Raw genomic sequence first — 25,902 nt, 5'->3', positions numbered from 1 at the left:
CGGATTAAAAGCGCAGACTAATTAAAATAATAAACCTTTTATTAACATTTAATTAAAATCTGGCGTTGTTAAAGCCTTTATAATGCGTCAGATCCACGTTACGACAGGAGATGATCAATAAATTGCGTTAAGTCAGCCATCCCTTCGCTTGCCTTTATCTCCGACGGATTGATAGTCAGCAAATCGGCATAGCCGTTTAGCATCGCACTGATTTGCCGGGCGGTGCGTGGAATATCGGCACAACGCAGCGTTCCATCTGTGACACCGTCATGAATTATCTCTTCCACCAGCGCCTGCCACGCTGCCGTCATCTGTTCTGCCAGCGCGGCATAGGCTTCGTGATGCGCAGCCATCTGCCAGAATGAAGCATAAAGTTGCCAGGTTGCATCCGGTGCGCTCGGCAGATGACTTTCGAACAGATTAAGCAGCCACTGCTTTGTTAAGGGTGCTGACTCTGCCGGGAGAGTGAAGCCGCCGCCGGACGGGCCGGCGGCAACAGAGATGAAGAATAAACAGCCGTTTGCAGACTGGCAGCGGTCACGGCGTCAGGGACGGGTTAATAATCCAGTTCCCCCGGCGAAAAGGCCCTGAAAGCGTTATCAGACGGCGTATAGCCCAGCACTTCTCGCGTCTGTGTCAGATCAAAGCGTTTGAAACGGTTATCGGAAATGCCGTAACCAATAAAGAAGGTGATCTTCTCTGCCTCGACAGCGCCAGTCAGCAATCTGACGGCATCTTCCGGACTCAGCCATGCGCTGTAATCCCGCGCATTATGCAGGCTGTTATCCAGTGCAGGTTCAAACGCCCCGATTCTCAGCGCCACACAGCTCAACCCGTGCTGGCTGGCATAGAAGGCGCAAAGTGCTTCACCATAACATTTGGTGACGCCATAGAGATTCGCGGGCGAAACAGCCATGCCAGGATGTATCTGCACATCTGTCGGGTAGCCCTCAATGGTCTGCGCACTGCTGGCAAAGACCAGACGACGACAGCGGTGCTCAGCTGCAGCCTTGAGTATCCAGGTCGTAGAGAGAATATTGGCGGGCAGCAGATCGTCGAAACTGGCCTGCGCATCCGGGATACCGGCGAGGTGGATGACGGTATCGACAGGCTCTTCAGCCAGTAATTTCTCCGCTGCACCAGGTTGTGACAGATCCGCCACAATAAAACGATGGGGTGCGGGTATCGCGTAATTCGGCTCACGTAAATCGGTCAGGATAAAACGGTAGTTGTTCTGGCTGGCCGCAAAGAAAGTGCGCCCGATTCGCCCGCTGGCACCGGTAAGAAGGATAACTCTGCTCGTCATCTGGTGATTCCTGTTATGCAAAATAAGCGCTGAGAGGTCAGTTAAACAGAGATTCCCGACTCGGGCCTGCGTAGCTTTCCGGATTGTGATCTTAAACAGGTCGCTATGCGCCAGAGTGGCACGGATAAATGCCCACGTTACCGCAGCCTTCACTGTGCGCCAGATCACATAAATGGGTTGCTAAGCGCAGCCTGACTTTTTATAGTCTGCCCGCTTCAACCGGATGGGAACACGCTCTGCTTTCTCTCTCCGGCTCACTTCAGTTTTTTCAGTTCTGGCCATTGGGAATCAATTTTGTTAAGAAAAAATCATAAAACCGACGATGCCGGTTTTGTCCGCTGGGCATTACTGGCCCTCGCGCTGGGCGGCTTTGGCATCGGTACCGGTGAGTTCATCATGATGGGCCTGCTGCCAGATGTTTCACGCTCCCTTGCGATTACCGAGCCGCAGGCGGGCAACGCCATTGCCAGTTATGCGCTGGGCGTGGTGGTCGGTGCGCCATTTATTGCGGTACTGGCGGCGCGAATGGCGCGTAAATCGCTGCTGCTGATCCTGATGGCGTTGTTCAGTATCGGTAATGTTGCCAGCGCGATGGCCGACAGCTATCACGGCCTGCTCGTGGCGCGTTTTCTGACCGGGCTGCCTCACGGCGCCTACTTTGGTGTGGCGTCGCTGGTAGCCGCCTCGCTGGTGCCAATTGAACGTCGTGGCCGCGCGCTGGCGTCACTGATGCTGGGACTGACGGTAGCGACCCTGATTGGTGTGCCGCTGGGCTCCTGGATAGGGCAGTTATTTAGCTGGCACGTGGTGTTCACCTTTGTGGGCGCAATTGGTCTGCTGACCTGCCTGCTGATTGGTCGCTATGTCCCTTACACGTCTGGCGATGTGGATGCGCATCCGCTGCGGGAACTGGGCGCGCTGAAAAACGCGCAGGTGCTGCTGACCCTGCTGGTAGGGGCGGTAGGATTTGGAGGGATGTTCGCTATCTTCAGTTATATCGCGCCGACGCTGATTAACATTGCTGGCATCTCCCCCTCGCTGATCCCCTGGGCGATGGTGGCGTTTGGGCTGGGAATGATTATCGGTAATCTGGTGGGGGGCCGTCTGGCTGATGGCCCGGTGCTGAATATTATTGGCTGGACGCTGTTATGGAACGTGCTGGTGATGCTGGCCTTCCCGGTGCTGGTTCAGCATGTGGCAACTGGCCTGCTGGCTACGTTCCTGATCGGCACCTGCTCAGTGCTGCTGCCGTCATTGCAGATTCGCCTGATGGATGTCGCCAACGAGTCGCAAACCCTGGCGGCTGCGATGAATCACTCGGCGCTGAACATTGCCAATGCGATGGGCGCGTATCTTGGGGGCCTGACGGTGTCGCTGGGCTATGGCTGGATCTCCACCGCGTGGGTGGGTGTTGCGCTGGGCGTGGCCGGTCTGATGGTCTTTGTGCTCACGGCGCGACATGCTGCCCGTCAGCAGACTCAACTGGCCTGATATGAGTAAAGCAGGGCGCAGCGATACTGTTTATCGCTGCGCTTTATTAGTACAGGGCCGCCGTATTATTTTTCAGCAATGATTAACCGCACTATTATTTACTCTCTGACCGTTCAGCGAAAATTATCATTATGTCATCCCTGATATTTCAAAATGCTCGGGAAATCAACAAAGGCGCTCCGGACGTCTGGATGTTAAAAGTAAATTAAAATAATGTTTGCTAATGTCGGTGAGGCGTGGCTTAATAGCTTCATCGGTTTGGAACACAGACCTTATCAAAGCAGTTTTAGTAAAGCAGTCCTCAGTGCAAGCGATATCACAAGATACCCTTATTCATGAGTCTCCTCCTAAAAGCCTGGTAAGTTACCTTCTGAAAGACAGGCCATCTTCGCCACTTTGTGGCTCATAAATTAAGGAATTATCGATGTCTAATAAAATGACTGGTTTAGTAAAATGGTTTGACGCTGGTAAAGGTTTCGGTTTTATCTCTCCTCAGGATGGCAGCAAAGATGTATTCGTACATTTCTCTGCAATTCAGAGCAACGATTATAAAACTCTGGACGAAGGTCAGCAGGTCGAATTCACTATTGAAAACGGCGCTAAAGGTCCTTCAGCGGCAAACGTTGTCCCTATGTAAGCCTTAATTATCAATAGCGCTTATTATCGCGTGAAGGCAATAGCCTGAGCAGATAAGCCTGATATTGATAATTAATTAAAACCCGCCTTGTGCGGGTTTTTTGCGTTTATGATTTGCCGGATGCTTACGCGATGTTTTTTGCCAGCGACAGATATCCGCGCGGGCCAGTAAAAAAATGTTCAGCGCACGCTGGCGACCAGCCACTGCTGCAATTCTGTCAGCTCCGCACGTTGCTCCGGGAAATCTGCAATAAGCTGATTCAGCACCGGTTCAAGGGCATCGGGACTGTAGATCACACCCTGCAACCGCTGCGCCAGCGTTTCCAGCGGCGCGGGGTTGAGGCTGTCGCTGAAGATCTGACAGCGGCTGATCACGCCGCGTTCTACATCGAAATGAATCTCCACACCGCCCCAGACAAAACGCTGGTCCAGCAGGTGCGAGAAATCGGGTGCCTGACCGAAATTCCACTCCCAGCTACTCTGCTTAGCGAACTGCTCTGTGAAACCCGGCAGATCGGGCAGGGCGTCGGGAGAGATCCTCTCCGGTTCACAGCGTTCACCGTAATAGTTGAAAAATGCGTCCGTCACGGCGGAGCAGATCGCCTGATAGCTGATACCCGGCGTTAACTCCGCCAGATTGGTCACTCTGGCACGCACTGAGGTAATCCCTTTCGCCTGCAATTTCTTCACATCCGGATTAAGGTAATCCGCCAGGCGGGAGAGGTCGGCATCCATCAGAATAGTGCCGTGATGGAAACCGCGATCCGGCGTTTCACGGTAGGCTGAACCGGATATCTTGCGCAGCCCGTCAGCGGTGTTCACCACTAAGTCGTTACGGCCAGAGGCCTCCGCGGGTACGCCAAGCGAAGTCAGTGCGCGCAGGATGATCTCAGTCGAGACGCTTTTATCATACTCCGGCTTGCCGGCCATAAAGGTAAAACAGCAATTGCCGAGATCGTGAAACACCGCGCCACCGCCGCTGCTGCGACGTGCCAGCCGGATGCCATCTTCCCCCATGCGTCGGGTGTTGCACTCTTTCCACGGATTCTGTGCCCGTCCGATCACCACCGTTTCCGCATTACGCCACAAAAACAGCACCCGCTGGGTGGCCGGCATCTGGCGGAAAATACACTCTTCTACCGCCAGGTTAAACCAGGGATCGTTGGATTCAGATAACAGTAAACGCAGCGTGGACATCGGTGACTCCCGTTCCTTAAGAGAAGAGGCCCATAAAGCAGGGCAGAAGGCTGAGTGTATCAGCCGTGAAGCGGGCCCACATGCCTCTTCATGCCGTGATGCTGCGACAAAAAAAGATAAAATGCCGTCTGCAGGGTAATCGCGGCAGATTGGAGTAGGACATTATGACAATATGGATAAGGAGTGTGCTGATTCCCCTGCTTATTTTCCCTTTGAGAGAACAAAAACCGTATGAACGCTTCCGCTGGCATAGCGATGAAGATCACCGCTGCATTAAGCAGCACGCTGATGCTGGCCTGTGTAAAAGAACTCGATGGGGCGATACCGGTCGGCGAAGTGATATTTTTTCGATCGCTGCTGGCACTGGTGCCGCTGCTAATCTGGCTGCGCTTGCAGGGCAGCGTGCTGGATGGCATTCGCACCCGCAATATCCGCGGGCATTTTGTGCGCGGTCTGGCCGGAACCGGTGGTCTCTATTTCAGTTATCTGTCGCTGCTCTACATTTCTCTGACCGACGCCACGGCTATCAACTATGCCGCGCCGCTGTTTACCGTGCTGCTGGCGGCGCTGCTGCTGCGGGAAAAAGTGCGTCACCATACGCTGGGTCGCGGTCTTTACCGGTTTCAGCGGTATTCTGGTGATGTTCTCCGGGCATCTCACGCTAACGCGCCAGGCGACATTTTCCCTTTCTGCATCGGCGGGTATTCTGCTGGCGTTGATGGCGGCCTTCTGTACCGCCTGTGCGCTGGTGCAGATCCGCTTTCTTAACGGCAAAGAGAAGCCGGGCGCCATCGCTTTCTGGTTCGCTATCACCACGGCCTTAACGTCGCTGGTCACGCTGCCAGGTGGCTGGAAAGTGCCGCATGACAATCAGCTGGCGTTACTGGTGGGATGTGGGCTGCTGGGCGGTATCACTCAGATTCTGATGACTCTGAGCCTGCGCTATGCCGAAGCGTCGTTGCTGGCCCCGTTCGACTACACCACCTTAATCTGGTCAGTGGCGGTGGGTTATCTGCTGCTCGGCAATCTGCCAACCTCCACTACGGTGATGGGTGCGATTCTGGTGGTGGCTGGCGGCCTTTACTCGCTGCTGTATGAGCGTTACCGCTTCCGTAAAGCGCGGGTAGTCAATGCCAGTCGCTGATCGGCCCGCCCGGCGTCGCCTTATTATTTCCAGAGTGATAACGCAGAGTTAATAATTTGTGATCGCGGCGAAGGAACAGTCGGCTGCATTCGTTTACGTTGTGAGTAATCAGAATGTAATCGATTACTTATTCGTGAGGTTCCCATGATTGCAACAGTGCAGGAGAGAGCAGGCCAGCAGGTGCAGCATAAGCTGCTGGTGCCGCGCCTCTCTCTGATGATGTTTATGCAGTTCTTTATCTGGGGCAGCTGGTCGGTGACGCTTGGGCTGGTAATGACTCGTCACAACATGCCGTTGCTGATTGGGGATGCGTTTTCGGCCGGGCCCATCGCCTCGATTCTCTCGCCGTTTGTGCTCGGCATGCTGGTGGATCGCTTTTTTCCCTCGCAGAAAGTGATGGCGGTGATGAACCTGGCGGGCGCAGCGATTCTCTGGTTCGTGCCCCAGGCGCTAATCGCGGAGAACGGGGCGCAGCTGATCGCACTGTTGTTTGGCTATACGCTCTGCTTTATGCCGACGCTGGCGCTTTCAAATAACATCGCGTTTCACAGCCTCGCCAGCAGCGAGAAAAGCTTTCCCATTGTCAGAGTCTTCGGCACCATCGGCTGGATCGTGGCGGGCATCTTTATCGGCGTAACCGGCATTGCTGACAGCGTGGCAGTGTTCCAGCTGGCGGCGCTCTGTTCGGTATTGCTGGCGATCTACAGCCTGACGCTGCCACATACTCCGGCACCGGCCAAAGGATTGCCGTTAAAAGTCCGCGATCTCTTCTGCGCCGATGCCTTCGCACTGCTGCAATTGCGTCATTTCCTGGTCTTTGCGCTGTGTGCCACCCTGATCTCTATTCCCCTCGGCACCTACTACGCCTTTACCGCCTCCTGGCTGGCGGATGCCGGTATCCGGGAAGTCAGCACCCTGATGTCACTGGGACAGATGTCTGAAATTGTTTTCATGCTAATCATTCCACTGCTGTTCCGCCGTCTTGGCGTGAAAGTCATGCTGCTGATTGGTATGACAGCGTGGTTTGTCCGCTATGCACTGTTCGCGCTGGGCATGAGTGATGAGACGCGCACGCTGATTTATCTGGGCATTCTGCTGCATGGCGTCTGCTATGACTTCTTCTTTGTGGTGGGATTCATCTACACCGATCGGATCGCCGGTGAAAAGGTCAAGGGGCAGGCGCAGAGCATGGTGGTGATGTTCACCTACGGCATCGGCATGCTGCTGGGATCGCAAATCTCCGGTGCGCTCTACAATCAGCTGGTGGCGGGTAACGCCAGCGCAGAGAGCTGGGCAATATTCTGGTGGATCCCTGCCGTGGCTGCTGCGGTGATTGCGATTATTTTCTTCTTCTCATTCAAATACCGTGATTAAGCGGTTACTGAACTCAGGAGTCACAGATGAAAACAGTTAAGGGACCCGGCATCTTTCTGTCACAGTTCATCACCACCCAGCCGCCTTTTAACTCACTGGCGGGGCTGGCGGAGTGGGCCGCCGGGCTCGGATACCGGGCACTGCAGATCCCCTGCCACCAGCCCGCTATTTTCAACCTTGAGCAGGCAGCGGTCAGCCAGACTTACTGCGACGAGGTGCGGGGAACACTCGCCGGTTTCGGGCTGGAGATCAGTGAGCTTTCAACGCATCTGGAAGGGCAACTGGTTGCCGTGAACCCCGCATACGATCTCGCTTTTGATAATTTTGCGCCTGCTGCGCTGCGAGGCGATCCTGCCCGGCGCACCGAATGGGCCATCGCTACACTGAAGCGTGCGGCTGCCGCGTCTGAAAAACTCGGCCTGCGCGCACATGCCACTTTTTCCGGCTCGCTCGCCTGGCCCTGGTTCTATCCCTGGCCGCCACACCATGAAGCACTGTTTAATGAGGCGTTTGCTGAGCTTGCGCGCCGCTGGCTGCCGGTGCTGGATAGCTTTGACCATCACGGTGTTGACCTCTGTTATGAGATACATCCCGGTGAAGACCTGCATGACGGTGTCACGTTTGAGCGCTTTTTGTCGGAGGTGAATCACCACCCGCGCTGTAATATCCTGTTCGATCCCAGCCATCTTCTTCTGCAACACATCGACTATCTGCAGTTTATCGACCTCTATCATCCGCGTATCAAAGCTTTTCACGTTAAGGATGCGGAGTACCAGTTAAATGGACGCAGCGGAGTGTATGGCGGTTATCAGCCATGGCTGGCGCGCGCCGGACGCTTTCGCTCGCCGGGCGATGGTCAGATCGACTTCAGCCGTATTTTCAGCAAACTGGCCCAGTACGACTATGACGGGTGGGCGGTGCTGGAGTGGGAATGCTGTCTGAAGGATGGCGAGACCGGGGCGCGCGAAGGGGCGGAGTTTATCCGCCGGCATATCATCCCGGTGGCTGAGCGCGCTTTTGATGATTTTGCCTTAGCAGAAAACGCCCCTTCGGTACGCCATCAGTTGGGTCTGGATCGTGACGCCTGAGGCGGCATAGATTCAAAGGTTTTCTGTGGGTGAGTTTTAAAACAGAGGGATCGCTATGTCTATTCAGAAAATTGCCCGGATGGCGGGTGTTTCGGTCGCCACGGTTTCCCGGGTGTTGAATAACAGCGACAGCGTAAAACCGGCTAACCGGCAGAAAGTGCTTGAGGCGATCGAAGAGAGCAACTATCAGCCTAACCTGCTGGCGCGCCAGCTGCGTACGGCGCGCAGCTCGATGATTCTGGTTCTGGTTTCCGATATCTCTAACCCGTTCTGCGCGGAGGTGGTCAAAGGCATTGAGGAGCAGGCGGAGAAAAATGGCTATCGCATCCTGTTGTGTAACTCGGGCGCGGATATTGCCCGTTCACGATCCAGCCTGCAACTGCTCTCCGGCAAGATGGTGGATGGCATTATCACCATGGATGCATTCAGCAAACTGCCGGAGCTGAGCCAGCTGATAGGCACGGCACCCTGGGTTCAGTGCGCCGAACATGATGATAATGGCCAGATCTCCTGCGTCGGGATTGATGATGACGTCGCTGCGCAGTCAGTGGTGCACTATCTGGCCGGACAGGGACGTCAGCGCATTGCGCTGATCAATCACGACCTCCGCTACCGATATGCCCGCCTGCGTCAGCAGGGCTACGCACATCAACTTAAAGAGCAACAACTCGCCTGGCAGGCCATCGCTTACGCCAGTGAGTTAAGCTTCAGCGCCGGTAAAGCCGCGATGAATCAGCTGCTGGCGGGCGAGACACGACCGGACGCCGTGTTTGCGGTTTCCGATACGCTGGCAGCGGGTGCCATGGCGGCGATACAGCAGGCGGGTCTGCGGATACCTCAGGACATAGCCGTGGTGGGTTTTGACGGCAGTGAACTGGCTGACATGGTATCGCCGCCGCTGACGACTCTGGCTCAGCCCTCCAGGGAGATTGGCCGTCGTGCCTGTGAGCTGGTGCTGCAAAAAATTACCCGGCCCGACTCTCCGCCACAATGTGTGATCATGCAGGGAGAGCTGGTGGTGCGAGCCAGTAGCTGAAGGATTAATCCGCAAAACCTGGCCCCGCTATAACCTCGTCTTTATTGTCCACCAAAACGCGACAGTCATTGCCATTTCACACCATTGTGTGACTGCCTGGTTTACTTATATGCTGTTTCCATCGAAGGGCATTCGCACTTCCCGAATCAACGAAGGGGCAGAATATGATTGAGCAAAGATTGTCAGAGCAACGCGGCGTGGGCGATCACGGCTGGCTGAATTCACGTCACACCTTCTCTTTTGCAAATTACTGGGATCCAAAGCAGGCGGGCTTCTCAGATCTGCTGGTGATCAACGATGACAGGGTAGCCAAAGGTCGCGGTTTTGGCGCCCATCCTCACAGCAACATGGAGATTATCTCCTATGTCCTGGAGGGCGCGCTGGAGCATAAAGACTCTATGGGCACCGGCTCTGTGATTGTTCCCGGGGATGTGCAGCTGATGAGTGCCGGTAGCGGTGTGACTCACAGTGAGTTCAACCACTCGGGCACCGAGGGTGTTCACTTTCTGCAAATCTGGGTGGTGCCGGCAGAGAAAAATAGTCCGCCAGGCTACCAGCAGGTCTCCGTCAGCGAAGCGGATAAACGCGGTAATCTGCGACTGATTATTTCGCCGGAAGGTGAAAACGGGGCATTACGGGTGCGCCAGGATATTCGCATCTATGCGGGACTATTCCAGGGGGATGAGCAGCAGACAATCACTCTGCCGGACGACCGCTATGCGTATATTCATGTGGCGCGCGGCAGTGTCAGGGTTAATGGCCTGCAATTTAATGCCGGAGACGGTGCGCGGGTTCGCAATGAGAAAACGCTGTCGTTCAGTCACGGTGATGGAGCGGAGGTGTTGTTATTCGATCTGCGTCCCAACGAAGTGAATCATCCAACCCGTTAAAATGAAAACTGCGCGGCTTCCACCGCGCAGTTTAAGATTGTTGACTAAATCTGCCAATGCCAGCTTTGAGATCGAGTCTGCGCAGAAAACACGGCCAGATCGGAAAGACGCAAAAGCTGTCATCCATGACTGCTCGACCCGCGCCGTCCCTGGCGCAGGACGCTTTCCTCTTCTGGCCGTGTTATCTGCGCGTTGAGCTTATTTGTTGCGGTCAGATGCAGTCTGAAACTGCGCGGCTTCCACCGCGCAGTTTTTTTGCATCACTGCGCGTTAAGAAACGCCAGCAGATCCTGATTCAGTTGATCCTGATGCGTCACCGCAAAACCGTGCGGCGCATTGTCATAAACCTTGAGTTCAGCACCCTCAATCATCTCCGCCGCCACTTTGCCGGTGGATTCAAACGGAACGATCTGATCGTTGCTGCCATGAATCACCAGCGTCGGCACATTCACTTTCGCTACGTCAGCACGAAAATCGGTCTCAGCAAAAGCGGTGACGCAATCAACGGTGCTCTTCAGCGAAGCGAGCAGTGCGATGTTCAGCGTCTGCGTCATGACGCCATCAGAAACGGTCTGTCCGGCATTGGTACCATAGAACGGCGTTGCGAACTCTTTGATAAACTGCGCACGATCCTTAAGCAGGCCATCACGAATCCCTTCAAACACCGACATATCGACACCCTGCGGGTAGTCTGCCGTTTTACCAAAGATTGGCGTGACGGCACCGAGCAGCACCAGTGCCGCGACGCGATCGCTGCCATAGCTGCCGATATAGCGTGTGACGTCGCCGCCACCCATTGAGAAACCCACCAGCGTCACATTCTGCAGGTCGAGATGGGTGATTAAATCGTTGATGTCAGAAGCAAAGGTATCGTAGTTATTACCGGTCCAGGGCTGATCAGAACGACCAAAACCACGACGGTCAAAGGCGATAACCCGATAACCGTGCTCCGCCAGGAAGTTCATCTGGCTGTCCCACATATCGGCATCCAGCGGCCAGCCGTGGCTGAACAGAACCGGTTTACCGGTGCCCCAGTCTTTAAAGTAGATCTGTGTGCCGTCGGTCGTTTTAAAGGTGCTCATGGTATTGCCCTCTGTATGACGTGATGGATGAAAGAAGGTGTGCCAGTCATGCTGGCGCCACCAGATAGCGAACTTCGGGAGAATGTTCACCCTGATGAAAAGCGAAAACCCGCCGCTCTATCTTTTTGTCGTTGATGGTGTAGCGCTCTTTCTGACGCAGATGCTCAACCCAGGAGCCGACTACAAAGGTCTCAACGAAAATGCCGGGCTGCAGAATATCTTCATACAGTGACCAGTTGATGGCGCCACCGCGACGTCTGACCCGCCGCATATCCTGCATGCAGACGGTAAAGGCATGTGCATCATCAATAGTAATCCGGTATTCATAATTCACCATCACCGGGCCGCGTTCGTGACGAATATCCAGTGCGGGCGCGTTGACGCCATCACCAATCATATCGAGATTGAGGTCGGGATCCTGGTCGAGCCGCCAGCGCCAGACGGTGCTGCTGGCCAGCACCATGCCCAGTGCGGCGATGCAGAGCGACAGCGGAATGCTGAAGTGCGAAGCGAGTTGTCCCCAGAGTGCGCTGCCGGCGGTCATGGAGCCGAAGAACACCGTCAGATAGACTGCCAGCGCGCGGGCTTTCACCCATTTCGCGGCGCTGCGCTGTGCGCCGAGATTCAGCGTCGAGAGCACGGCAATCCAGGCAAATCCGGTAAAAAATTCACACGCATTCAGTAGCCAGAAGTGGCGTACAAAAGCCAGCGCCAGCATGGTCAGGGCGAAAACAAGAGTGGCGAGTACCATCAGGCGATCGGAACTCAGGCGACGACGCAGGCGTGGCAGCAGCACCGCGCCGGTAATCGCGCCGACACCGATACAGGCCAGCATGATGCCGTAGCCGCCAGGGCCAAGGCCGAGTTCACGACGCGCCACCAGCGGCAGCAGTGCCCAGCCCGCGCTGCCAAACAGGAAGAAGGCAAAGGTTCGCACCAGCACATTACGCAACACCGGTGCCGCGTGAACGTAGCGCAGTCCGGCACGCACCGCCGGAAAGAAGTGCTCGGGCGGGAGGCGCTGCACGCTTGGCTCCGCCTTCCAGCGCCAGAGCACCCAGGCGACGCCCAGCACTGAGAGCGCATTGAGCAGGAAAACCATCCAGGGACCGGTGAACGAGAGGATCAGGCCACCCAGCGCCGGGCCAATGGCCCGACTGATATTAATGCCCAGTGAGTTAAGGGCGATGGCCGCGCCCAGCTCCGGTTTCGACACCAGATCCGGCACTACCGCCTGAAATGGCGGCGAACTCATGGCGGCACCGGCGCTCAGCAAGAAGGCTGCCACCAGCAGCACCTCGGGAGTGACATGGCCGGTCCAGGCGAGCACCGTCAGTCCACAGGCGGCGATAAAGGTCCATAGCTGGGAAAACAGCAGATATTTGCGGCGGTCAACGATATCCGCCATCACGCCTGATGGCAGCGCGAACAGAAACATCGGCAGGCTGCTGGCTGCCTGCACCAGCGCCACGGCCAGCGGATCGGCACTCAGCGTCAGCATGCTCCAGTTCACACCCACATCATTCATCCATGAACCTATGTTGGAGACGACGGTGGCGATCCACAGCATGCGAAACACCGGCCTGCGTAGCGGCTGTAACGGCGAAATCTCGCCAGCGGCCTGGACCTCAGGCTGCTCCTGCTCCAGCTGGTGGATATCATTAACCTGCGCCATGACGAACCCCCTGATGTTTCACCGCGCCGATTCGCCAGCCGCCAGGCCCGGTCAGCGCCAGCGTGGTAAAGATAATCAGCAGCAGCCAGCCGAACTGGCCTTCCGCCAGTGACCAGCCAGGGTGTACCACCAGCATCGCGACCAGCAGCACCGCGATGATCGGCAGGCAGGCAATCCGGCTACCCCAGCCGAGAATAATAAAGATCGGGCAGATGACTTCTGCCACTATCGCTGGCAGCAGGCTCATCATCGGTCCCAGACCAAACGGGTCTTCTATACGCGTCAGTTCTTCGCTGAAATGCAGAATTTTCGGCAGTCCATGCACCTGTAACAGCAGAAGACTGCCGGTCAGGCGCAGGAAGAACAGCCCCGCGTTGATGCGGGGCGATTGAGTGATAGCGTTATTCATGATTAAAACGCGAAGCAGCTGCAGCCGAGCGCGCCCCAGAAGGCGTTATCTTCGGCAACCGGAACGCTGGAACCACGGGCGATCTCATGCGAGTGGCGATGAACACCGCAGGGGCCGCTGCAGTGGTGCACAGCGGGCATCATACCCACACGGCTCTGCGCAACCGGCGGAGCGCTGCGATAGTGACCTGGCACATTCACCACCGGTGACCACTCAGGCAGAACCGGAATAGCGGGCGGCGCATCCGCGCTGAACGATCCGGCGGCATAGACAATATTGCCATCCACCACCGTCAGCACTGACTCAATGCCTTTAATTTCCTCTTCCGGCACGCTGAAGAAGTCTTTACTGAGCACGGCCAGATCCGCCAGAAGACCTACCTGAATCCGACCTTTTTTATTTTGTTCGCTGGAGAACCAGGCGCTGCCCTGTGTCCAGAGCATCAGCGCCGTTTCACGGTCAAGGCGGGCATTGACGTCATACATCTGCATGCCGCCCACGGTGCGACCGGAAACCAGCCAGTAGAGCGCGGTCCAGGGGTTATAACTGGCGACGCGGGTGGCATCGGTGCCGAGTCCGACCGGGACGCCGGTTTCCAGCATTTTCTGAACCGGTGGGGTATGGCGGGTGGCTTCAATACCGTAGCGTTCAGCAAAGTATTCGCCCTGGAATGCCATGCGATGCTGCACTGCAATGCCACCGCCCAGCTCTTTGATACGATCGATATTACGCTGAGTGACGGTTTCCGCGTGGTCAAAGAACCAGTGCAGACCATTAAACGGAATATCGCGGTTGACCTTCTCAAAGACATCCAGCATCCGGCTGATTGACTCGTCATAGGTTGCATGCAGACGGAAAGGCCAGCGATGTTCCACCAGATGACGCACCACACGCTCCAGCTCATCCTCCATGCCAGGCGCTAAGTCCGGACGTGGCTCCAGAAAATCTTCGAAGTCGGCGGCAGAGAACACCAGCATTTCGCCTGCGCCGTTGTGACGGAAATAGTCGCTGCCCTGGCCTGGCGTCAGCATGTCTGTCCACTTCTCAAAATCTTCCAGTTCATGACCCGGACGCTGAGTGAAGAGGTTGTAGGCGATACGCAGCGTCATCTGCTTTTTCTGATGCAGTTCAGCGATCACTTCGTAATCTTCGGGATAGTTCTGGAAGCCGCCGCCCGCATCAATGGCGCTGGTCAGACCCAGTCGATTCAGCTCGCGCATAAACTGACGGGTCGAGTTGATCTGCTGTTCCAGCGGCAGTTTCGGTCCTTTGGCCAGGGTGGCGTAGAGGATCATGGCATTGGGACGGGCGATCAGCAGGCCGGTGGGATTGCCGTTGCTGTCGCGCTGGATTTCGCCACCCGGCGGATTCGGTGTCTCTTTGGTGTAGCCGACAACTTTCAGCGCTGCGCGGTTGAGCAGGGCGCGGTCATAAAGATGCAGCACGAAGACCGGCGTATCGGGGGCAGCCTCGTTGATCTCATCCAGCGTCGGCATCCGTCGTTCGGCAAACTGGAACTCGGTCCAGCCGCCTACCACACGCACCCACTGCGGTGACGGCGTGCGCAGCGCCTGCTCTTTCAGCATCCTCAGCCCATCGGCAACCGACGGAACCCCTTCCCAGCGCAGCTCAAGGTTGTAGTTCAGACCACCACGTATCAGGTGCAGGTGGGAATCGTTCAGGCCTGGCACGGCAGTGTGACCTTTCAGATCGATCACTTTGGTGCCGTCGCAGTGATACTCCATCGCCTCTGCCAGTGTGCCTACCGCAACGAATTTGCCATCACGAATCGCAACGGCTTCTGCCACCGGATTGCTGCGGTCAACAGTATGAAATTTGCCATGGGTCAGTATCAGTTCTGCTTTACCCAGCATAACCATAGATCCTCCTCAACGGGGTTGTCCGACGTAGTGCGGGACAGGAAGTGCCGCAGATAACAGGGCACGAATAAGCCGGATTATGGTGAGCGGGCTAATGCGTCGTCTAGTTATACAGAGGGATACCTATACCTTCGTATAGTTATACGCAGAGATAATAGTTTGCCTTCGCCCGTCGCCCTACACTGCGACCAGACAGCCAGCAGCAGGAGGCTAAACCTGCACTGACCGTCCTTTTGCTCCGCGCCAATTGGCGAAAATTCCGTTACATAACCTCTATGGGTGAACGCATGTCCAACGCTAAGCTTGAAGTCCTCACGCCACATAACAGCCAGATTATTTTCATCGACCAGCAGCCGCAGATGGCCTTTGGCGTGCAGTCGATTGACCGCCAGGTGCTGAAAAACAACACCGTTGCGCTGGCGAAGGCGGCGAAAGTCTTCAATATCCCTGCCATCATTACCACCGTCGAAACCGAAAGTTTCTCGGGCCACACCTATCCTGAACTGCTGGATGTGTTTCCGGGTCAGGACATTCTGGAACGCAGCTCAATGAACTCCTGGGATGACCAGAAAGTGCGTGATGCGCTGGCCGCGAACGGCAAGAAAAAAGTGGTGGTGTCCGGTCTCTGGACGGAAGTGTGTAACAACAGCTTTGCGCTGTGCGCAATGCTGGAAGGGGATTACGAAATCTATATGGTGGCGGATGCGTCAGGCGGCACCACCAAAGAAGCGCACGACTACGCGATGCAGCGCATGATTCAGGCGGGTGTAGTGCCGGTGACCTGGCAGCAGGTAATGCTGGAGTGGCAGCGTGACTGGGCCAACCGTGACACTTACGATGCGGTGATGAACATCGCCAAAGAGCATTCAGGTGCCTATGGCATTGGTGTGGATTATGCCTACACCATGGTACACAAAGCGCCGTCACGTCAGAAAAGTGAACACCGTACCCTGGCACCGGTTCACGCACCGGTCCGCTAAGGGGCGTCCTGCTGATCGGCTTACGTCTGCCGGTCAGCAGGCATAACAGGAGTCTGGTTATGAATCCTTTACTTCTTTCTCTGGCTGCAGGGGTATTGATTGGCCTGCTTTACGGCCTGCTAAAGGTGCGCTCACCGGCTCCGCCCGCGATTGCGCTGGTAGGGTTGCTGGGGATGTTGCTGGGTGGGGCGCTGGTGCACGCGGTCTTGCCCGCAGAGCATGCGACCACCCTGCAGCGATCCGATGCGCCGTTTGTTACACCTGTTTCGCGGGTAAGCTGAACATGTTGAAATCCTACATTATTTCTCTCACGGTGGGGCTGCTTGCCGGGGTAATCTATGCCCTGATCAACGTGAATGCTCCGGCACCTCCGGTTATTGCTTTAGTGGGGCTGTTTGGCATGCTGGTGGGCGAGCAGTTGATTCCGCTGGGTACGCGTCTGTTCCGCCGGCAGCCGGTGACGCTGAAGTGGTTTCGCCATGAGTGTGTGCCAAAAATCAGTGGGACACCGCCACCCGATGGCGATAACCACCCTTAAGTCCTCGCGTGCCGTACGATGAGGCGTTTCAGAGGATAACTGCATGGCGCTGTCACAGCGTATTGTCATTGTTGATGATGAACGCGCGGTCCGCAGTGGACTCAGCAATCTGTTGCATTCAGACGGCTATTCGACCCGATTATTTGAGTCAGGTGAGGCGCTGCTGAGCGATGACGATGCGCTTTCAGAGGTGGGCATGCTGATCATCGATGTCGGACTCAAGGGCATGTCCGGCTTTGAGCTGTTCACTATTTTGAAACAGCGGGCAGGTCTGCCACCGGTGATTTTTATCTCGGCAGATCTGGAAGAGACCACCCTGTGGTATGCCATTGCCTTAGGTGCCGTGACTTTTTTGCGAAAGCCGATTGATGTTGATACGCTGCTGACACTGATCCGTTGCGAGTTATCTCAGGGAAAGGTGCGCTGATGAGCATGCTTTCGGTTAATTTTCAGGAGAGTGACGACGCAGGGATCGCGATTGAAGATTTCGACACGCTGACGCCGCTGGCGCAGGATGGCTGTCTGCTCTGGATGCTGGCGCGCCGCCACTCAGGTGAGTCGCTGATAATCGCCACCGGACAGAGTGACGACGTCACGTTTCAGGCGACGCAGCGGCTGAAAAATGAGCGAGCGCTGGCCGCTTATCTTTCGCCCCGCTGGGCCATCACCGCGACGGGCACCACCCGCTACCTCAACCGCTATGCGCTGATCTACCCGACGTTTCCGTTTCGCACCCTGGCGAATAATCTCGCGACCCCTCCCGATAAAATCGCTGACTTCCTGCAGGTTGCATTGCAGCTTTGCTACACGCTCGGCCAGGCGCATCATCAGGGCATCGTGCATGGTGATATCAAGCCGGGCCATTTTTTTATCAGTGATGATGGCCGGTTCCGGCTGGGCGGGTTTGGTCTCGCCTCGCTGGCGGCGCAGTCGGCGGAAAAAAACAGCCTGCGCGTCTCAGGCGGTACGCTGGCCTATATGTCACCTGAACATACCGGCCGCACGCCGCATCCGGTCAGCAGCCTCAGCGATCTCTACAGCCTGGGTGTCGTGTTGTATGAATATCTCACCGGTAAGCTGCCGTTTGGCTCACCGGATGCGGGGGAGGCGGAGTGGATTCATCATCACATCGCCAGCGCACCCCGGCCAGCCGGACAGGTCAGAGAGGATGTGCCGCCGATGCTCTCTGTGATTCTGCTGCGTCTGCTGGCAAAGTCACCTGCTGACGGGTATCAGACCGTGCAGGGACTGATGGCTGATTTACGCCGCTGTCAGGCGACGCTGACCGCAGAAAACACCATTGCGCCGTTCACGCCCGGTCTGCAGGAGCGGTTCAGCACCAGTTTCCGGCCCGAGACACTCTTCACGCAACATCCGCAGGCTCGCGTGCTGCTGACGACGCTGGATGCGGTCAACCGTACCGGCACGCAGAGCCTGGTGATGCTGAGTGGTGCGCCCGGCTCGGGTAAGTCCGCCATTATCGCTTCCGCCCTGAAAACCCTGCAGCACCGACAGATTCTGCTGGCCGCCAGCAAGGCCGATCAACATTCGCCTGCCGCACCTTATGCCGCAGTCGCCTCAGCGTTTCGCACGGTCACGCTTTATCTGCTGGGATTGTCAGCCCTGGAGCTAAGCAAATGGCGGGTTCGCCTGTTGCGCTTGCTGGGTGGCTATACCGATTTAGCCATTGAACTGGTGCCTGAATTAAAACAGCTGCTGAATATCCGGACGGTGCAGCCGGTGGTGCGCCATGCCCCGGACGCCCGCAAGCAGTTTAATCAGATGGCGTCTGCGCTTATCCAGGCGTTTGCCACGCCGGGCCGTCCGCTGGTGATGCTGATTGATGATGTTCACTGGGCAGACAATGCCACGCTGCAACTGCTGGAAAATCTGATTACCCGTAATGAGCATCTGCCCTTTATGCTGGTGCTCGCTTTCCGGGAGGGTGAGTCGATGCCCTGTCCGATGATTGCCGGATTTCTGCTGAGGCTCAGAGCGTCAGCGGCACGGGTCGTGGCGCTGACGCCGCAGCCGCTCAGCGTTAAAAGCATCACCCGCTGGCTGGCGGCGATGCAGCATACCCGTCCCGGCGGCAATCGTGAGCTGGCACAGATTATCTTTGAGAAAACCGGCGGTAATCCGCTCTCGATGCAGGAGTTCTTCCGTCAGGCGGTGGATGATGGGGTGATTGTCTATCGCCAGAACCCGCTGAAGTGGCATTACGACAGCCAGGCGCTGATTGCGCGTCAGTACACCGACAATGTGGCGACACTGGTATTAAATCAGCTGGCGCGGATGCCGGAGGCAACACGTCAGCTGCTGGGTTCGCTGGCCTGTCTGGGGGCCAGCGGTGAACTGTCTTTGTTAAGTCATATCAACGCGACGTCCGTATCGCGGATTCTGCAGCAGCTTGAGCCTGCCGTCAGCGGCCGTTTTATAACCCTGACTGGCGGGAACTACGCCTTTACCCACGACCGGGTGCATAACGCGGCGTTTTTACTGCTCGACCTCCGGCAGCAACACTCTCTTCATCAACAGGCGGCGGCATGGCTGTCGGCCGCGGTGGTAAATGCCGATCACAGTGAGACGCTGTTCCGTGCGGCTTATCACATCGGCATGATTGCTGAACTGCCGCTCAGCGTCGCAGATCGTGAACGCTATTATCCCCTCTGTTTACGTGCTGCGCAGGGAGCGAAACGTGCCGGAGATTATCTCTCGGCGCTGCGCTATCTGCGCAGCGCCCAGCAACTCAGCCAGCGAATGGTGAACGGCAATGACTTTATGCTGGGCATCGATGAGGCGGAGTGCGAGTTTCTGCATGGAAATCTCACTACCGCCCAAAAGCTCTGTACCCGACTGCTGAGTGAGCCGGGCACCCTCAGTGAAAAATCGATGGCAGCCTGTCTCTCTGCTGAAATTCATATGCGCCAGTCCGACAACCATCTGGCGCTGGAAACTGCGCTCGCCTGGCTGGCGGTATTTGGAGTGCATTTCAGGCGTGATCCTGACGACGCGGAGATTGACGCCGCCTGGCAGGCGATCAGGGCGCGGATCGGCGATTCCCCGCAAGCGGCTTTTTCCCACCTGCCACGCAACAACGATCAGGAAACTGAGTCGGTGCTGAACCTGATGGCCAGCACCATTTTTGTCTCGGCCTACGACTGCACGCAGCTGCATCTGTTGCTGGTCTGCCGGATGCTGGAGATGACGCTGGATCACGGCGTGACCGGTGCTTCTGCTTTTGGTCTCGCCTGGTTCAGCGTGCTGATCAGCGAACGCTATCAGGCCTGGCATTTTGGCTATGCCTGCGGCCGGGTGGCCCGTGAGCTGGTGGAGCAGCACGACTTTACCCGCTATAAAGCCCGCACGCTGCTGCCTCTGGATCAACTTGGGATCTGGACGCAGCCGCTGGATGTCGCCGTGGAGAGTGCCCGTGAAAGTTTTCGCGTTGCGGTGATGCACGGTGATCGATCCTTTGCCTGCCTCTCGTTGCGTCATCAGATCATGAACACGCTGACACGCGGCGATCACCTGGAGTCGGTCATGACCTCCATTGAGCGCGGACTCGCTTTTACCCGCAAAACCTTTTATCCCGATGTCGAGAACGTGCTGGTCATGCAGAAGCAACTGGTGATGCAACTGCGGAACAGCAACGGGTTCAGGGCAGGCGATCGCGACGGCGCTTTGCCGTTGGTGGCGGGCAGCGAGCCGGGCGTGATCTCTGGTCCAAAAGCGATGGTGCTGTTCTGGGCGGGATTGTATCAGGGAATGGCGCATTTCTTTGCGGCAGAATACCGGGAGGCGCTGCGCTGTTTTGCAGAAATTCGTCCGCTGACCAGCGCAGTGCCCGCTTACATCTACCTGATGGATATGCATTTTTACAGCGCACTATCGCTGAGCCTGCAGCCCGGTGCGGCTGACAGCGACACGCTGCGCTGCGATCTGGACAAATTTGCGGGCTGGGCCGACCTCAATCCCGGACTGTTTGCTGATAAATATGCCCTGCTCAGGGCAGAGTGTGCCCGTCTTGCGGGCAACACGGGCGAGGCGCTGAAGCAGTATGAAAATGCGATCTGTCTCTCCCGACAGGGGGGATATCTGCACATTCATGCGCTGGCGAATCAGCTGGCTGGCCGCTACTGCAAAGCATTACAGCTAGATACCGCTGCCGATGCCTACGTTAAAGCGTCGATGAGAAGCTGGGAGAGCTGGGGCGCGCTGGCGATGGTACGCCAGCTTGAGCAGCACTATCCGCATCTGACCACGCCGATGCAAAACAGCGCGGTGGCGACCATTCCCTTTACGCAGGATGCCTCGTTCTACGACCTGGAGAGTGTGCTGACCGCCGTGCGCGCCCTGACCGAGGAGATAAACCTTGATCGGTTGATTCATACCCTGATGCGCATCCTGCTGGAACGGGCCGGTGCCCAGCGCTGTCGGCTTATCCGGATTCTGGATGGTACGCTTCCGGAAACGCAGGCCTGGGCAGAAAGCACGGCTGATGGCGTGCGGGTGCAGATTGTCAAAGAGCGCCCCGTCGCAACTGACCTGCCGCTATCGGTACTGGCCGCGGTGATCCGTACCGGTCAGGAGATACGTACTGGCAAGCCGGAAGAGTTTAGTCCGTTCAGTCAGGATCCTTACCTGGTGGCCTCGGGCGCTGCGGTATTATGTGTTCCGATGTTCAGGCAGGCCAATATGGTTGGGGTGCTCTATCTGGAGAATCGCCTGATGCCCGATGCGTTCACGGCTGAGCACTCCCACATTGTTAAAACGTTGAGTGCTCAGGCGGCAGTTTCGCTGGAGACGGCGCGCCTCTACGCTGAACTGCTGGAGGAGAACAACCATCGGCGACGGGTTGAAAAGCAGCTGCGCGCCAGCAAAACCTCACTGATGCTCGGCGAGAAGATCAGTCATACCGGTACCTGGCGCTGGGAAGTGGCAGAGGACATGATGATGGTGTCTGAAGAGTATGGCCGTATTCTGGGCCTGCCAGCCCATCAAAAAGGGTTGTCGATGGCAGATTTTCTGACCCGAGTTCATCCCGATGATTATGAGTGCATCAGCGAACTGGTGACGCACAGCGTCAGTCAGGGACGCAGTATGCAGGCTGAGTTCCGTGTGCTCAGGCCGGATGGCGAATGCCGCTATATCAAAGGCATCGGAGAGCCGGTTGAAAACTTCCCAGAGGTGAAAGAGTACTTCGGCACCATTTCCGATATCACCTCGCAGCGCCAGGCAGAAGATGCCGCGCGCATAGCCCAGGCGGATCTGGCCCGTGTAACGCGCGCCACCACAGTCGGGCAACTGACCGCTTCAATCGCGCACGAAATTAACCAGCCACTGATGTCGATCGTGGCCAATGCCGGTGCCAGCCTGCGCTGGTTAAAGCGTGAACCGGCGATGCTGAAGAATGCCAGCAGTAGTCTGGATGAGATTATCAAAGAGGGAAAACGTGCCGGAGAGATAATTCGTGGCCTGCAGGCGCTGACCCGCAATCATGAATCGAGCTTTGCCTCGGAAAACCTGCATCTGATCGCCCGCGATATTCTTGCGCTCTCCCGGGTGGAGCTGGAGCGACGCGGAATTTCGCTGGAGCTGAAACTGAGGGCCGCAAAGGCGGATATCTATTGCGACCGCGTTCAGATTCAGCAGGTGCTGCTGAATCTGGTGATCAATGCCATCGATGCCATGTCCGACGATTTACCGCGCGCGGCGCTTTTGCGGCTGACGTCAGAGAACCCGACCCCGGACACGCTGCGTTTTGAGGTGCTGGATAGCGGTTGCGGCTTGCCGGATGGCGTGCGTGAACGGATTTTTGAGTCGTTCTACACCACGAAGAAAAGTGGCATGGGCATGGGATTAACCATCAGCAAAGGAATTATCAAAAAGCATTGTGGTGAGTTAGGCGCAGAGAACCGGGCGGAAGGCGGCAGCCGTTTCTGGTTCACTCTGCCACTGGGATAATCGTATTGAGGCCAGGTGTCTGCCTGGCCTTAGCGGCGGCGGGTATGATCAATATTGAGCCGCTCTGCCGCCCGCACCAGATCGGTGAGCGACCGCGCCTTCATCTTCTCCATCACCCGCCGCTTGTGAACTTTAGCTGTGATCTCACTGACGCCCATTTCGGCGGCGATCTGCTTATTCAGCAGGCCGCTAATCGCCAGCAGCATGACCTCGCTTTCACGCGGTGTCAGGGTCTGATGTCGCTCAAGTATCTCCCTTCGCTCCTCGGAAGAGGCCATATTCTGCCCGGCGATCTGTAAGGCTTCTGAGACAGCCTGCAAAATACGATCGGGATCGACAGGTTTAGTCAGAAACTCATAAGCACCGGTTTTCATCGCCCGCACCGTGACTGGAATCGTCCCGAAGCCGGTTAAGAAGATAGTGGGAATGGCGTAGCCACGATCGATCAGTGCCTGTGCGACATCAAATCCATCTGCGCCCGGCAGATTAATATCCAGAATCAGGCAACAGGGAAGGGGAGTAAAAGTGTGAGCCAGGAAATCATCAGCCGAAGAAAAAGAGATAACCGTGTAATCGTCGGCGGTGAGCAGATTACGCAGTGCAGCAGTCACAGCAGCGTCGTCGTCAACGATATAAACGATGGGATTCATAGGGACCTCATTTCAGCCAGGTATTTACTGATAATTTAATTAAGCATGACGCGTAAAGAGGCCCTGATGAGAAAGTGTCGGGCAGGGTTAACAGGATATTACCATAACAGTTATCATTATCATCTTATAATTGTCAGCTTGTTAAAATTAAGATAAATGGCTGATAGGTATGGTTAAATGATGAGCGATCGGTTGCGAAAAGAGTGGCTGCTTGCTGGCGATGAATGATTTAGGTTGTCATTTAATCACCATATTCGTGCCATATATTGCTTCCGTAATAGTAGTCAGGAGAATAGTACTGAGCAGGCGCGGAAATAGTCCATAAGCTGGTTAATCTGATTAAACCGTTTCAGCAGAACTGAATACGCAATAAGAAAGTGACGCTGAGAAATTAATTCAGGTATTAAGCGGTACGGCAGATAGGGGGCGGGACAGCCCAGCGGCATCAGATAAGAGCTATGCCCTGAACGGTTCAGGGCATGGCGGGCGCTGTAGGCTATCAGAAGCTCAATCTGAAGCCTGCGGTTGCATAGACAGGGGTTTCGACCTTATTGCCTTTCTGGTATGTCACCTCAGAGTAGATCGAGGCGTTACGGGCAACATCAGCGGTTAAGCCGAGACCATATTTACCCACGTTGCCGGCATAGTGCGTGTTGAAAGCCACATCGTTGATCTCTGTCTGGTTGCTTTTAACAAATTCACGGGCAGCGGCAACTTTGGCGTAAGGCCTTACGCTGTGATCCAGCACGCTAAACTCACTCTCAAGCAGCGTACCGATTTCACCCTGAACACTCTCGGCGGCGTGAACTTTTGCCTCCATACCGTTATCAAGGTTGTAGTTCGCTTTTCCGATGCGCGAGTATGCCACCCTGCCATAAGGCGTGACTTTGAACGGCCCGGTTAATGCCAGCGTATAACCTGTTTCGGCGGCAGTGGTGAAGGTGTTCTGGTCGTAGTCTCCTTTGACCCGGCTTCCGCCGTTCATGCTGGTGGTCACTTCATTGCTGAGATGGTTAGCTTTCACCAGCAGGTCGGCATATAAGCCGCTGTTATCAAACCAGGTGGTATAGAGGCCGCCACTGTAGCTGCGAATATTGCCGTTATCATTGTGATCAGATTGAATTGTCGTCTTGCTGAAGGTGGTAAAAGCACCCATTAACAGCGTGCCGTTGCCGATATCGCGCTGTTTATCAGCCCCGATTTGCATGCCATTCAGAGAAGAACGAAACGCACTGTATCCATTGTCATCAAGGCGGGAGTTTTGATTAAGGTAACGCGCCCAGACGCCTGTGTCGCCACTCTGACGACGCAGGTCGCCCATTCTCTGACGCAGCGTGCTGGTTTCCGCATCCAGAATGACTCTGGGCGCGGTAGCCAGATTAATAACCGCCTGAGCACTGTTACTCAGTTGCGGCTGGGCAAATCCTGCCTGCTGCAAAGCGTCTGCCAGTTGTGACTCATCCTGCGACGGTAATTCTCCCGGTTTACCACCGGCTAAATACCATTCGGTATGTCCGTTCTCTGTTTTGCTATAAAGCTTATATTGCCAGACACCCGCCTCAACCACGCCGCCATTGTTGAGTAAGTTAAAGCGCGCATCGCCGCTGTTGATATAAACCAGCTGCACATTACGGGGATTAGCAATTTCCCGGCCGCTATCATCAACCACGATTCCAAAACGTCCGGTTGCTTTTTCAGAAACCGTTATTCTGTCACTCGCCGCATCGGCCAGGCTTGTCGTCAGATAAAAAGTGCCTTCACCGGAAAGATTTTTTAACGCGAGCTGATTGAACTGCGCGCCAGAGGTATAGGCAGCCAGGCCAACCCGGCTGCCGGGCTGCATAATCAGGTTATCGATACGCGTAACCAGTTCAGGTCCGACTTTATCCGGCAGCGGTGCATCACCGTCTTTACCATCGCCGATCCATGACGGACCAATTTCCATCGTACCTGCCAGGGTCAGGTTTTCGATATAAACATTCGCACCAGAGACCGGAGAATTAACGGTAACGTCAGTTGAGTTAATATCGTTGTTCGAAATATCTAATTCAGCCTGCGGGCCAATAAACAACTGACCCGTAGAGACGGAACCGATGCCCATGTCAATCTCGCCCGAGCCATTAACGGTGGTGTTGCGGATACCAGGGTTATCAGACGGATTATCATTGTCATAACGGACTACTGAAATACGAGAGTTATCAGTAACCAGCGTCTCAGAAGCCATCCCGTCGCCCTGGATATAAAAATTGCTCTCACCGGTCAGGGTGATGTTGTTTACAGCGGGGAGCTGCGTCAAATAGAGTTCCGCATCGTTATAAGTGGAACCTGAAATGATTTGTGCATCATTGTATGACCCGGCACTCCAGGCTGCGGGGGAGAGGCTGACAATGAAAGAGGCTACCCCTAATGAAAGGGCATTTTTTTTATGGTTAAAAGCGTTCATGATTTACATCCCTATAATAAATTATTTAAAAAAATAGTGCAGCACCCGCTAAGTGCGGGTTATTTAAAACATGGGGCAGTTTATGCGGAATAATTAATTGACTCTTTCCGGTCGAT

20 protein-coding genes and 1 pseudogene are annotated in these 25,902 nt (G+C 55.8%); 12 read left to right on the top strand and 9 right to left on the bottom strand.

Annotated elements, in window-relative coordinates:
* Positions 1-98: 98 nt before the first annotated feature.
* Both ACR8BN_RS20305 and ACR8BN_RS20300 read right to left on the bottom strand, forming a co-directional pair.
* The gene (locus ACR8BN_RS20305; protein WP_434747803.1) at positions 99-428 is read right to left on the bottom strand and encodes a TetR family transcriptional regulator C-terminal domain-containing protein; all 330 of its coding nucleotides are present in this window, start codon (positions 426-428) and stop codon (positions 99-101) included.
* Positions 429-556: 128 nt separating this feature from the next.
* Positions 557-1,306, bottom strand: coding sequence for an NAD-dependent epimerase/dehydratase family protein (locus tag ACR8BN_RS20300; protein WP_434747797.1), 750 nt, complete (start codon positions 1,304-1,306; stop codon positions 557-559).
* A gap of 294 nt (positions 1,307-1,600) precedes the next feature.
* Between ACR8BN_RS20300 and ACR8BN_RS20295 the strand changes: the two genes are divergently transcribed.
* Entirely contained in the window at positions 1,601-2,797 is a 1,197-nt protein-coding gene (locus tag ACR8BN_RS20295) for an MFS transporter (protein ID WP_069026717.1), read from the top strand.
* A gap of 424 nt (positions 2,798-3,221) precedes the next feature.
* A complete protein-coding gene (gene cspE / locus ACR8BN_RS20290) occupies positions 3,222-3,434 on the top strand; it encodes a transcription antiterminator/RNA stability regulator CspE (RefSeq protein ID WP_003855207.1) in 213 nt (70 codons plus the stop codon).
* A gap of 179 nt (positions 3,435-3,613) precedes the next feature.
* Here cspE and ACR8BN_RS20285 read toward each other — a convergent pair whose 3' ends face one another.
* A complete protein-coding gene (locus tag ACR8BN_RS20285) occupies positions 3,614-4,630 on the bottom strand; it encodes a lipoate--protein ligase A (protein ID WP_434747796.1) in 1,017 nt (338 codons plus the stop codon).
* Positions 4,631-4,861: 231 nt separating this feature from the next.
* Here ACR8BN_RS20285 and ACR8BN_RS20280 point away from each other — a divergent pair.
* The 5 genes and pseudogenes from ACR8BN_RS20280 to ACR8BN_RS20260 all read left to right on the top strand — a co-directional run bounded on the left by ACR8BN_RS20280 (position 4,862) and on the right by ACR8BN_RS20260 (position 10,162).
* Positions 4,862-5,774: pseudogene (locus tag ACR8BN_RS20280) on the top strand (DMT family transporter).
* Positions 5,775-5,918: 144 nt separating this feature from the next.
* Positions 5,919-7,148 (top strand): MFS transporter, encoded by a 1,230-nt coding sequence (locus ACR8BN_RS20275; protein ID WP_434747795.1) that lies wholly within the window; start codon positions 5,919-5,921, stop codon positions 7,146-7,148.
* A gap of 26 nt (positions 7,149-7,174) precedes the next feature.
* Entirely contained in the window at positions 7,175-8,236 is a 1,062-nt protein-coding gene (locus ACR8BN_RS20270; protein WP_279854006.1) for a sugar phosphate isomerase/epimerase family protein, read from the top strand.
* Positions 8,237-8,291: 55 nt separating this feature from the next.
* Positions 8,292-9,272 (top strand): LacI family DNA-binding transcriptional regulator, encoded by a 981-nt coding sequence (locus tag ACR8BN_RS20265; RefSeq protein ID WP_425012082.1) that lies wholly within the window; start codon positions 8,292-8,294, stop codon positions 9,270-9,272.
* 164 nt (positions 9,273-9,436) lie between these two features.
* Positions 9,437-10,162, top strand: a complete 726-nt coding sequence (locus ACR8BN_RS20260; protein WP_052271575.1) for a pirin family protein — start codon at positions 9,437-9,439, stop codon at positions 10,160-10,162.
* A 260-nt stretch (positions 10,163-10,422) separates the two neighbouring features.
* Here the strand turns inward: ACR8BN_RS20260 and ACR8BN_RS20255 are convergent, their stop codons facing one another.
* From ACR8BN_RS20255 to ACR8BN_RS20240, 4 genes are read right to left on the bottom strand one after another with little or no spacing between them, the layout of a single operon-like run.
* The gene (locus tag ACR8BN_RS20255) at positions 10,423-11,244 is read right to left on the bottom strand and encodes an alpha/beta fold hydrolase (protein WP_010247190.1); all 822 of its coding nucleotides are present in this window, start codon (positions 11,242-11,244) and stop codon (positions 10,423-10,425) included.
* Between the two features lie 46 nt (positions 11,245-11,290).
* Positions 11,291-12,919, bottom strand: a complete 1,629-nt coding sequence (locus ACR8BN_RS20250) for an MFS transporter (RefSeq protein ID WP_031590638.1) — start codon at positions 12,917-12,919, stop codon at positions 11,291-11,293.
* Positions 12,906-13,328 (bottom strand): DoxX family protein, encoded by a 423-nt coding sequence (locus tag ACR8BN_RS20245; RefSeq protein WP_010670329.1) that lies wholly within the window; start codon positions 13,326-13,328, stop codon positions 12,906-12,908. Before ACR8BN_RS20245 ends, ACR8BN_RS20250 begins: the two co-directional genes overlap by 14 nt.
* 2 nt (positions 13,329-13,330) lie before the next feature.
* Entirely contained in the window at positions 13,331-15,208 is a 1,878-nt protein-coding gene (locus ACR8BN_RS20240; protein ID WP_434747794.1) for an amidohydrolase, read from the bottom strand.
* Positions 15,209-15,495: 287 nt separating this feature from the next.
* On the opposite strand from ACR8BN_RS20240, the gene ACR8BN_RS20235 reads away from it, so the two are divergent.
* From ACR8BN_RS20235 to ACR8BN_RS20215, 5 genes are read left to right on the top strand one after another with little or no spacing between them, the layout of a single operon-like run.
* Positions 15,496-16,188: a hydrolase gene (locus ACR8BN_RS20235; RefSeq protein WP_010247179.1), complete on the top strand. Its 693-nt coding sequence runs from the start codon at positions 15,496-15,498 to the stop codon at positions 16,186-16,188.
* A gap of 59 nt (positions 16,189-16,247) precedes the next feature.
* The gene (locus ACR8BN_RS20230) at positions 16,248-16,469 is read left to right on the top strand and encodes a XapX domain-containing protein (protein WP_010247175.1); all 222 of its coding nucleotides are present in this window, start codon (positions 16,248-16,250) and stop codon (positions 16,467-16,469) included.
* A 2-nt stretch (positions 16,470-16,471) separates the two neighbouring features.
* Entirely contained in the window at positions 16,472-16,726 is a 255-nt protein-coding gene (locus tag ACR8BN_RS20225) for a XapX domain-containing protein (RefSeq protein ID WP_031590644.1), read from the top strand.
* A 43-nt stretch (positions 16,727-16,769) separates the two neighbouring features.
* The gene (locus ACR8BN_RS20220) at positions 16,770-17,153 is read left to right on the top strand and encodes a response regulator transcription factor (protein WP_010670332.1); all 384 of its coding nucleotides are present in this window, start codon (positions 16,770-16,772) and stop codon (positions 17,151-17,153) included.
* A complete protein-coding gene (locus ACR8BN_RS20215; protein ID WP_434747793.1) occupies positions 17,153-22,693 on the top strand; it encodes an AAA family ATPase in 5,541 nt (1,846 codons plus the stop codon). Before ACR8BN_RS20220 ends, ACR8BN_RS20215 begins: the two co-directional genes overlap by 1 nt.
* A gap of 29 nt (positions 22,694-22,722) precedes the next feature.
* Here the strand turns inward: ACR8BN_RS20215 and ACR8BN_RS20210 are convergent, their stop codons facing one another.
* Together ACR8BN_RS20210 and ACR8BN_RS20205 are read right to left on the bottom strand one after the other, a co-directional pair.
* A complete protein-coding gene (locus ACR8BN_RS20210) occupies positions 22,723-23,343 on the bottom strand; it encodes a response regulator transcription factor (protein WP_031590647.1) in 621 nt (206 codons plus the stop codon).
* Positions 23,344-23,842: 499 nt separating this feature from the next.
* Complete coding sequence (locus ACR8BN_RS20205) at positions 23,843-25,786, bottom strand: autotransporter outer membrane beta-barrel domain-containing protein (RefSeq protein ID WP_434747792.1); 1,944 nt, start codon at positions 25,784-25,786, stop codon at positions 23,843-23,845.
* Positions 25,787-25,902: the final 116 nt, after the last annotated feature.

This window comes from Pantoea sp. Lu_F5_004 (genome assembly GCF_051136245.1).
GTDB classification, from domain to species: Bacteria; Pseudomonadota; Gammaproteobacteria; order Enterobacterales; family Enterobacteriaceae; genus Pantoea; species Pantoea agglomerans.
The sequence above is the reverse complement of the archived record's forward strand: the minus strand, read 5'-3'. Positions and strand labels throughout refer to the sequence as shown.

Bases quoted from the DNA above. Each gene is read 5' to 3' on its own strand.
- ACR8BN_RS20300 (WP_434747797.1), bottom strand. From the start codon at position 1,306: ATGACGAGCAGAGTTATCCTTCTTACCGGTGCCAGCGGGCGAATCGGG.
- cspE (WP_003855207.1), top strand. From the start codon at position 3,222: ATGTCTAATAAAATGACTGGTTTAGTAAAATGGTTTGACGCTGGTAAA.
- ACR8BN_RS20285 (WP_434747796.1), bottom strand. From the start codon at position 4,630: ATGTCCACGCTGCGTTTACTGTTATCTGAATCCAACGATCCCTGGTTT.
- ACR8BN_RS20275 (WP_434747795.1), top strand. From the start codon at position 5,919: ATGATTGCAACAGTGCAGGAGAGAGCAGGCCAGCAGGTGCAGCATAAG.
- ACR8BN_RS20270 (WP_279854006.1), top strand. From the start codon at position 7,175: ATGAAAACAGTTAAGGGACCCGGCATCTTTCTGTCACAGTTCATCACC.
- ACR8BN_RS20265 (WP_425012082.1), top strand. From the start codon at position 8,292: ATGTCTATTCAGAAAATTGCCCGGATGGCGGGTGTTTCGGTCGCCACG.
- ACR8BN_RS20260 (WP_052271575.1), top strand. From the start codon at position 9,437: ATGATTGAGCAAAGATTGTCAGAGCAACGCGGCGTGGGCGATCACGGC.
- ACR8BN_RS20255 (WP_010247190.1), bottom strand. From the start codon at position 11,244: ATGAGCACCTTTAAAACGACCGACGGCACACAGATCTACTTTAAAGAC.
- ACR8BN_RS20250 (WP_031590638.1), bottom strand. From the start codon at position 12,919: ATGGCGCAGGTTAATGATATCCACCAGCTGGAGCAGGAGCAGCCTGAG.
- ACR8BN_RS20245 (WP_010670329.1), bottom strand. From the start codon at position 13,328: ATGAATAACGCTATCACTCAATCGCCCCGCATCAACGCGGGGCTGTTC.
- ACR8BN_RS20240 (WP_434747794.1), bottom strand. From the start codon at position 15,208: ATGGTTATGCTGGGTAAAGCAGAACTGATACTGACCCATGGCAAATTT.
- ACR8BN_RS20235 (WP_010247179.1), top strand. From the start codon at position 15,496: ATGTCCAACGCTAAGCTTGAAGTCCTCACGCCACATAACAGCCAGATT.
- ACR8BN_RS20230 (WP_010247175.1), top strand. From the start codon at position 16,248: ATGAATCCTTTACTTCTTTCTCTGGCTGCAGGGGTATTGATTGGCCTG.
- ACR8BN_RS20225 (WP_031590644.1), top strand. From the start codon at position 16,472: ATGTTGAAATCCTACATTATTTCTCTCACGGTGGGGCTGCTTGCCGGG.
- ACR8BN_RS20220 (WP_010670332.1), top strand. From the start codon at position 16,770: ATGGCGCTGTCACAGCGTATTGTCATTGTTGATGATGAACGCGCGGTC.
- ACR8BN_RS20215 (WP_434747793.1), top strand. From the start codon at position 17,153: ATGAGCATGCTTTCGGTTAATTTTCAGGAGAGTGACGACGCAGGGATC.
- ACR8BN_RS20210 (WP_031590647.1), bottom strand. From the start codon at position 23,343: ATGAATCCCATCGTTTATATCGTTGACGACGACGCTGCTGTGACTGCT.
- ACR8BN_RS20205 (WP_434747792.1), bottom strand. From the start codon at position 25,786: ATGAACGCTTTTAACCATAAAAAAAATGCCCTTTCATTAGGGGTAGCC.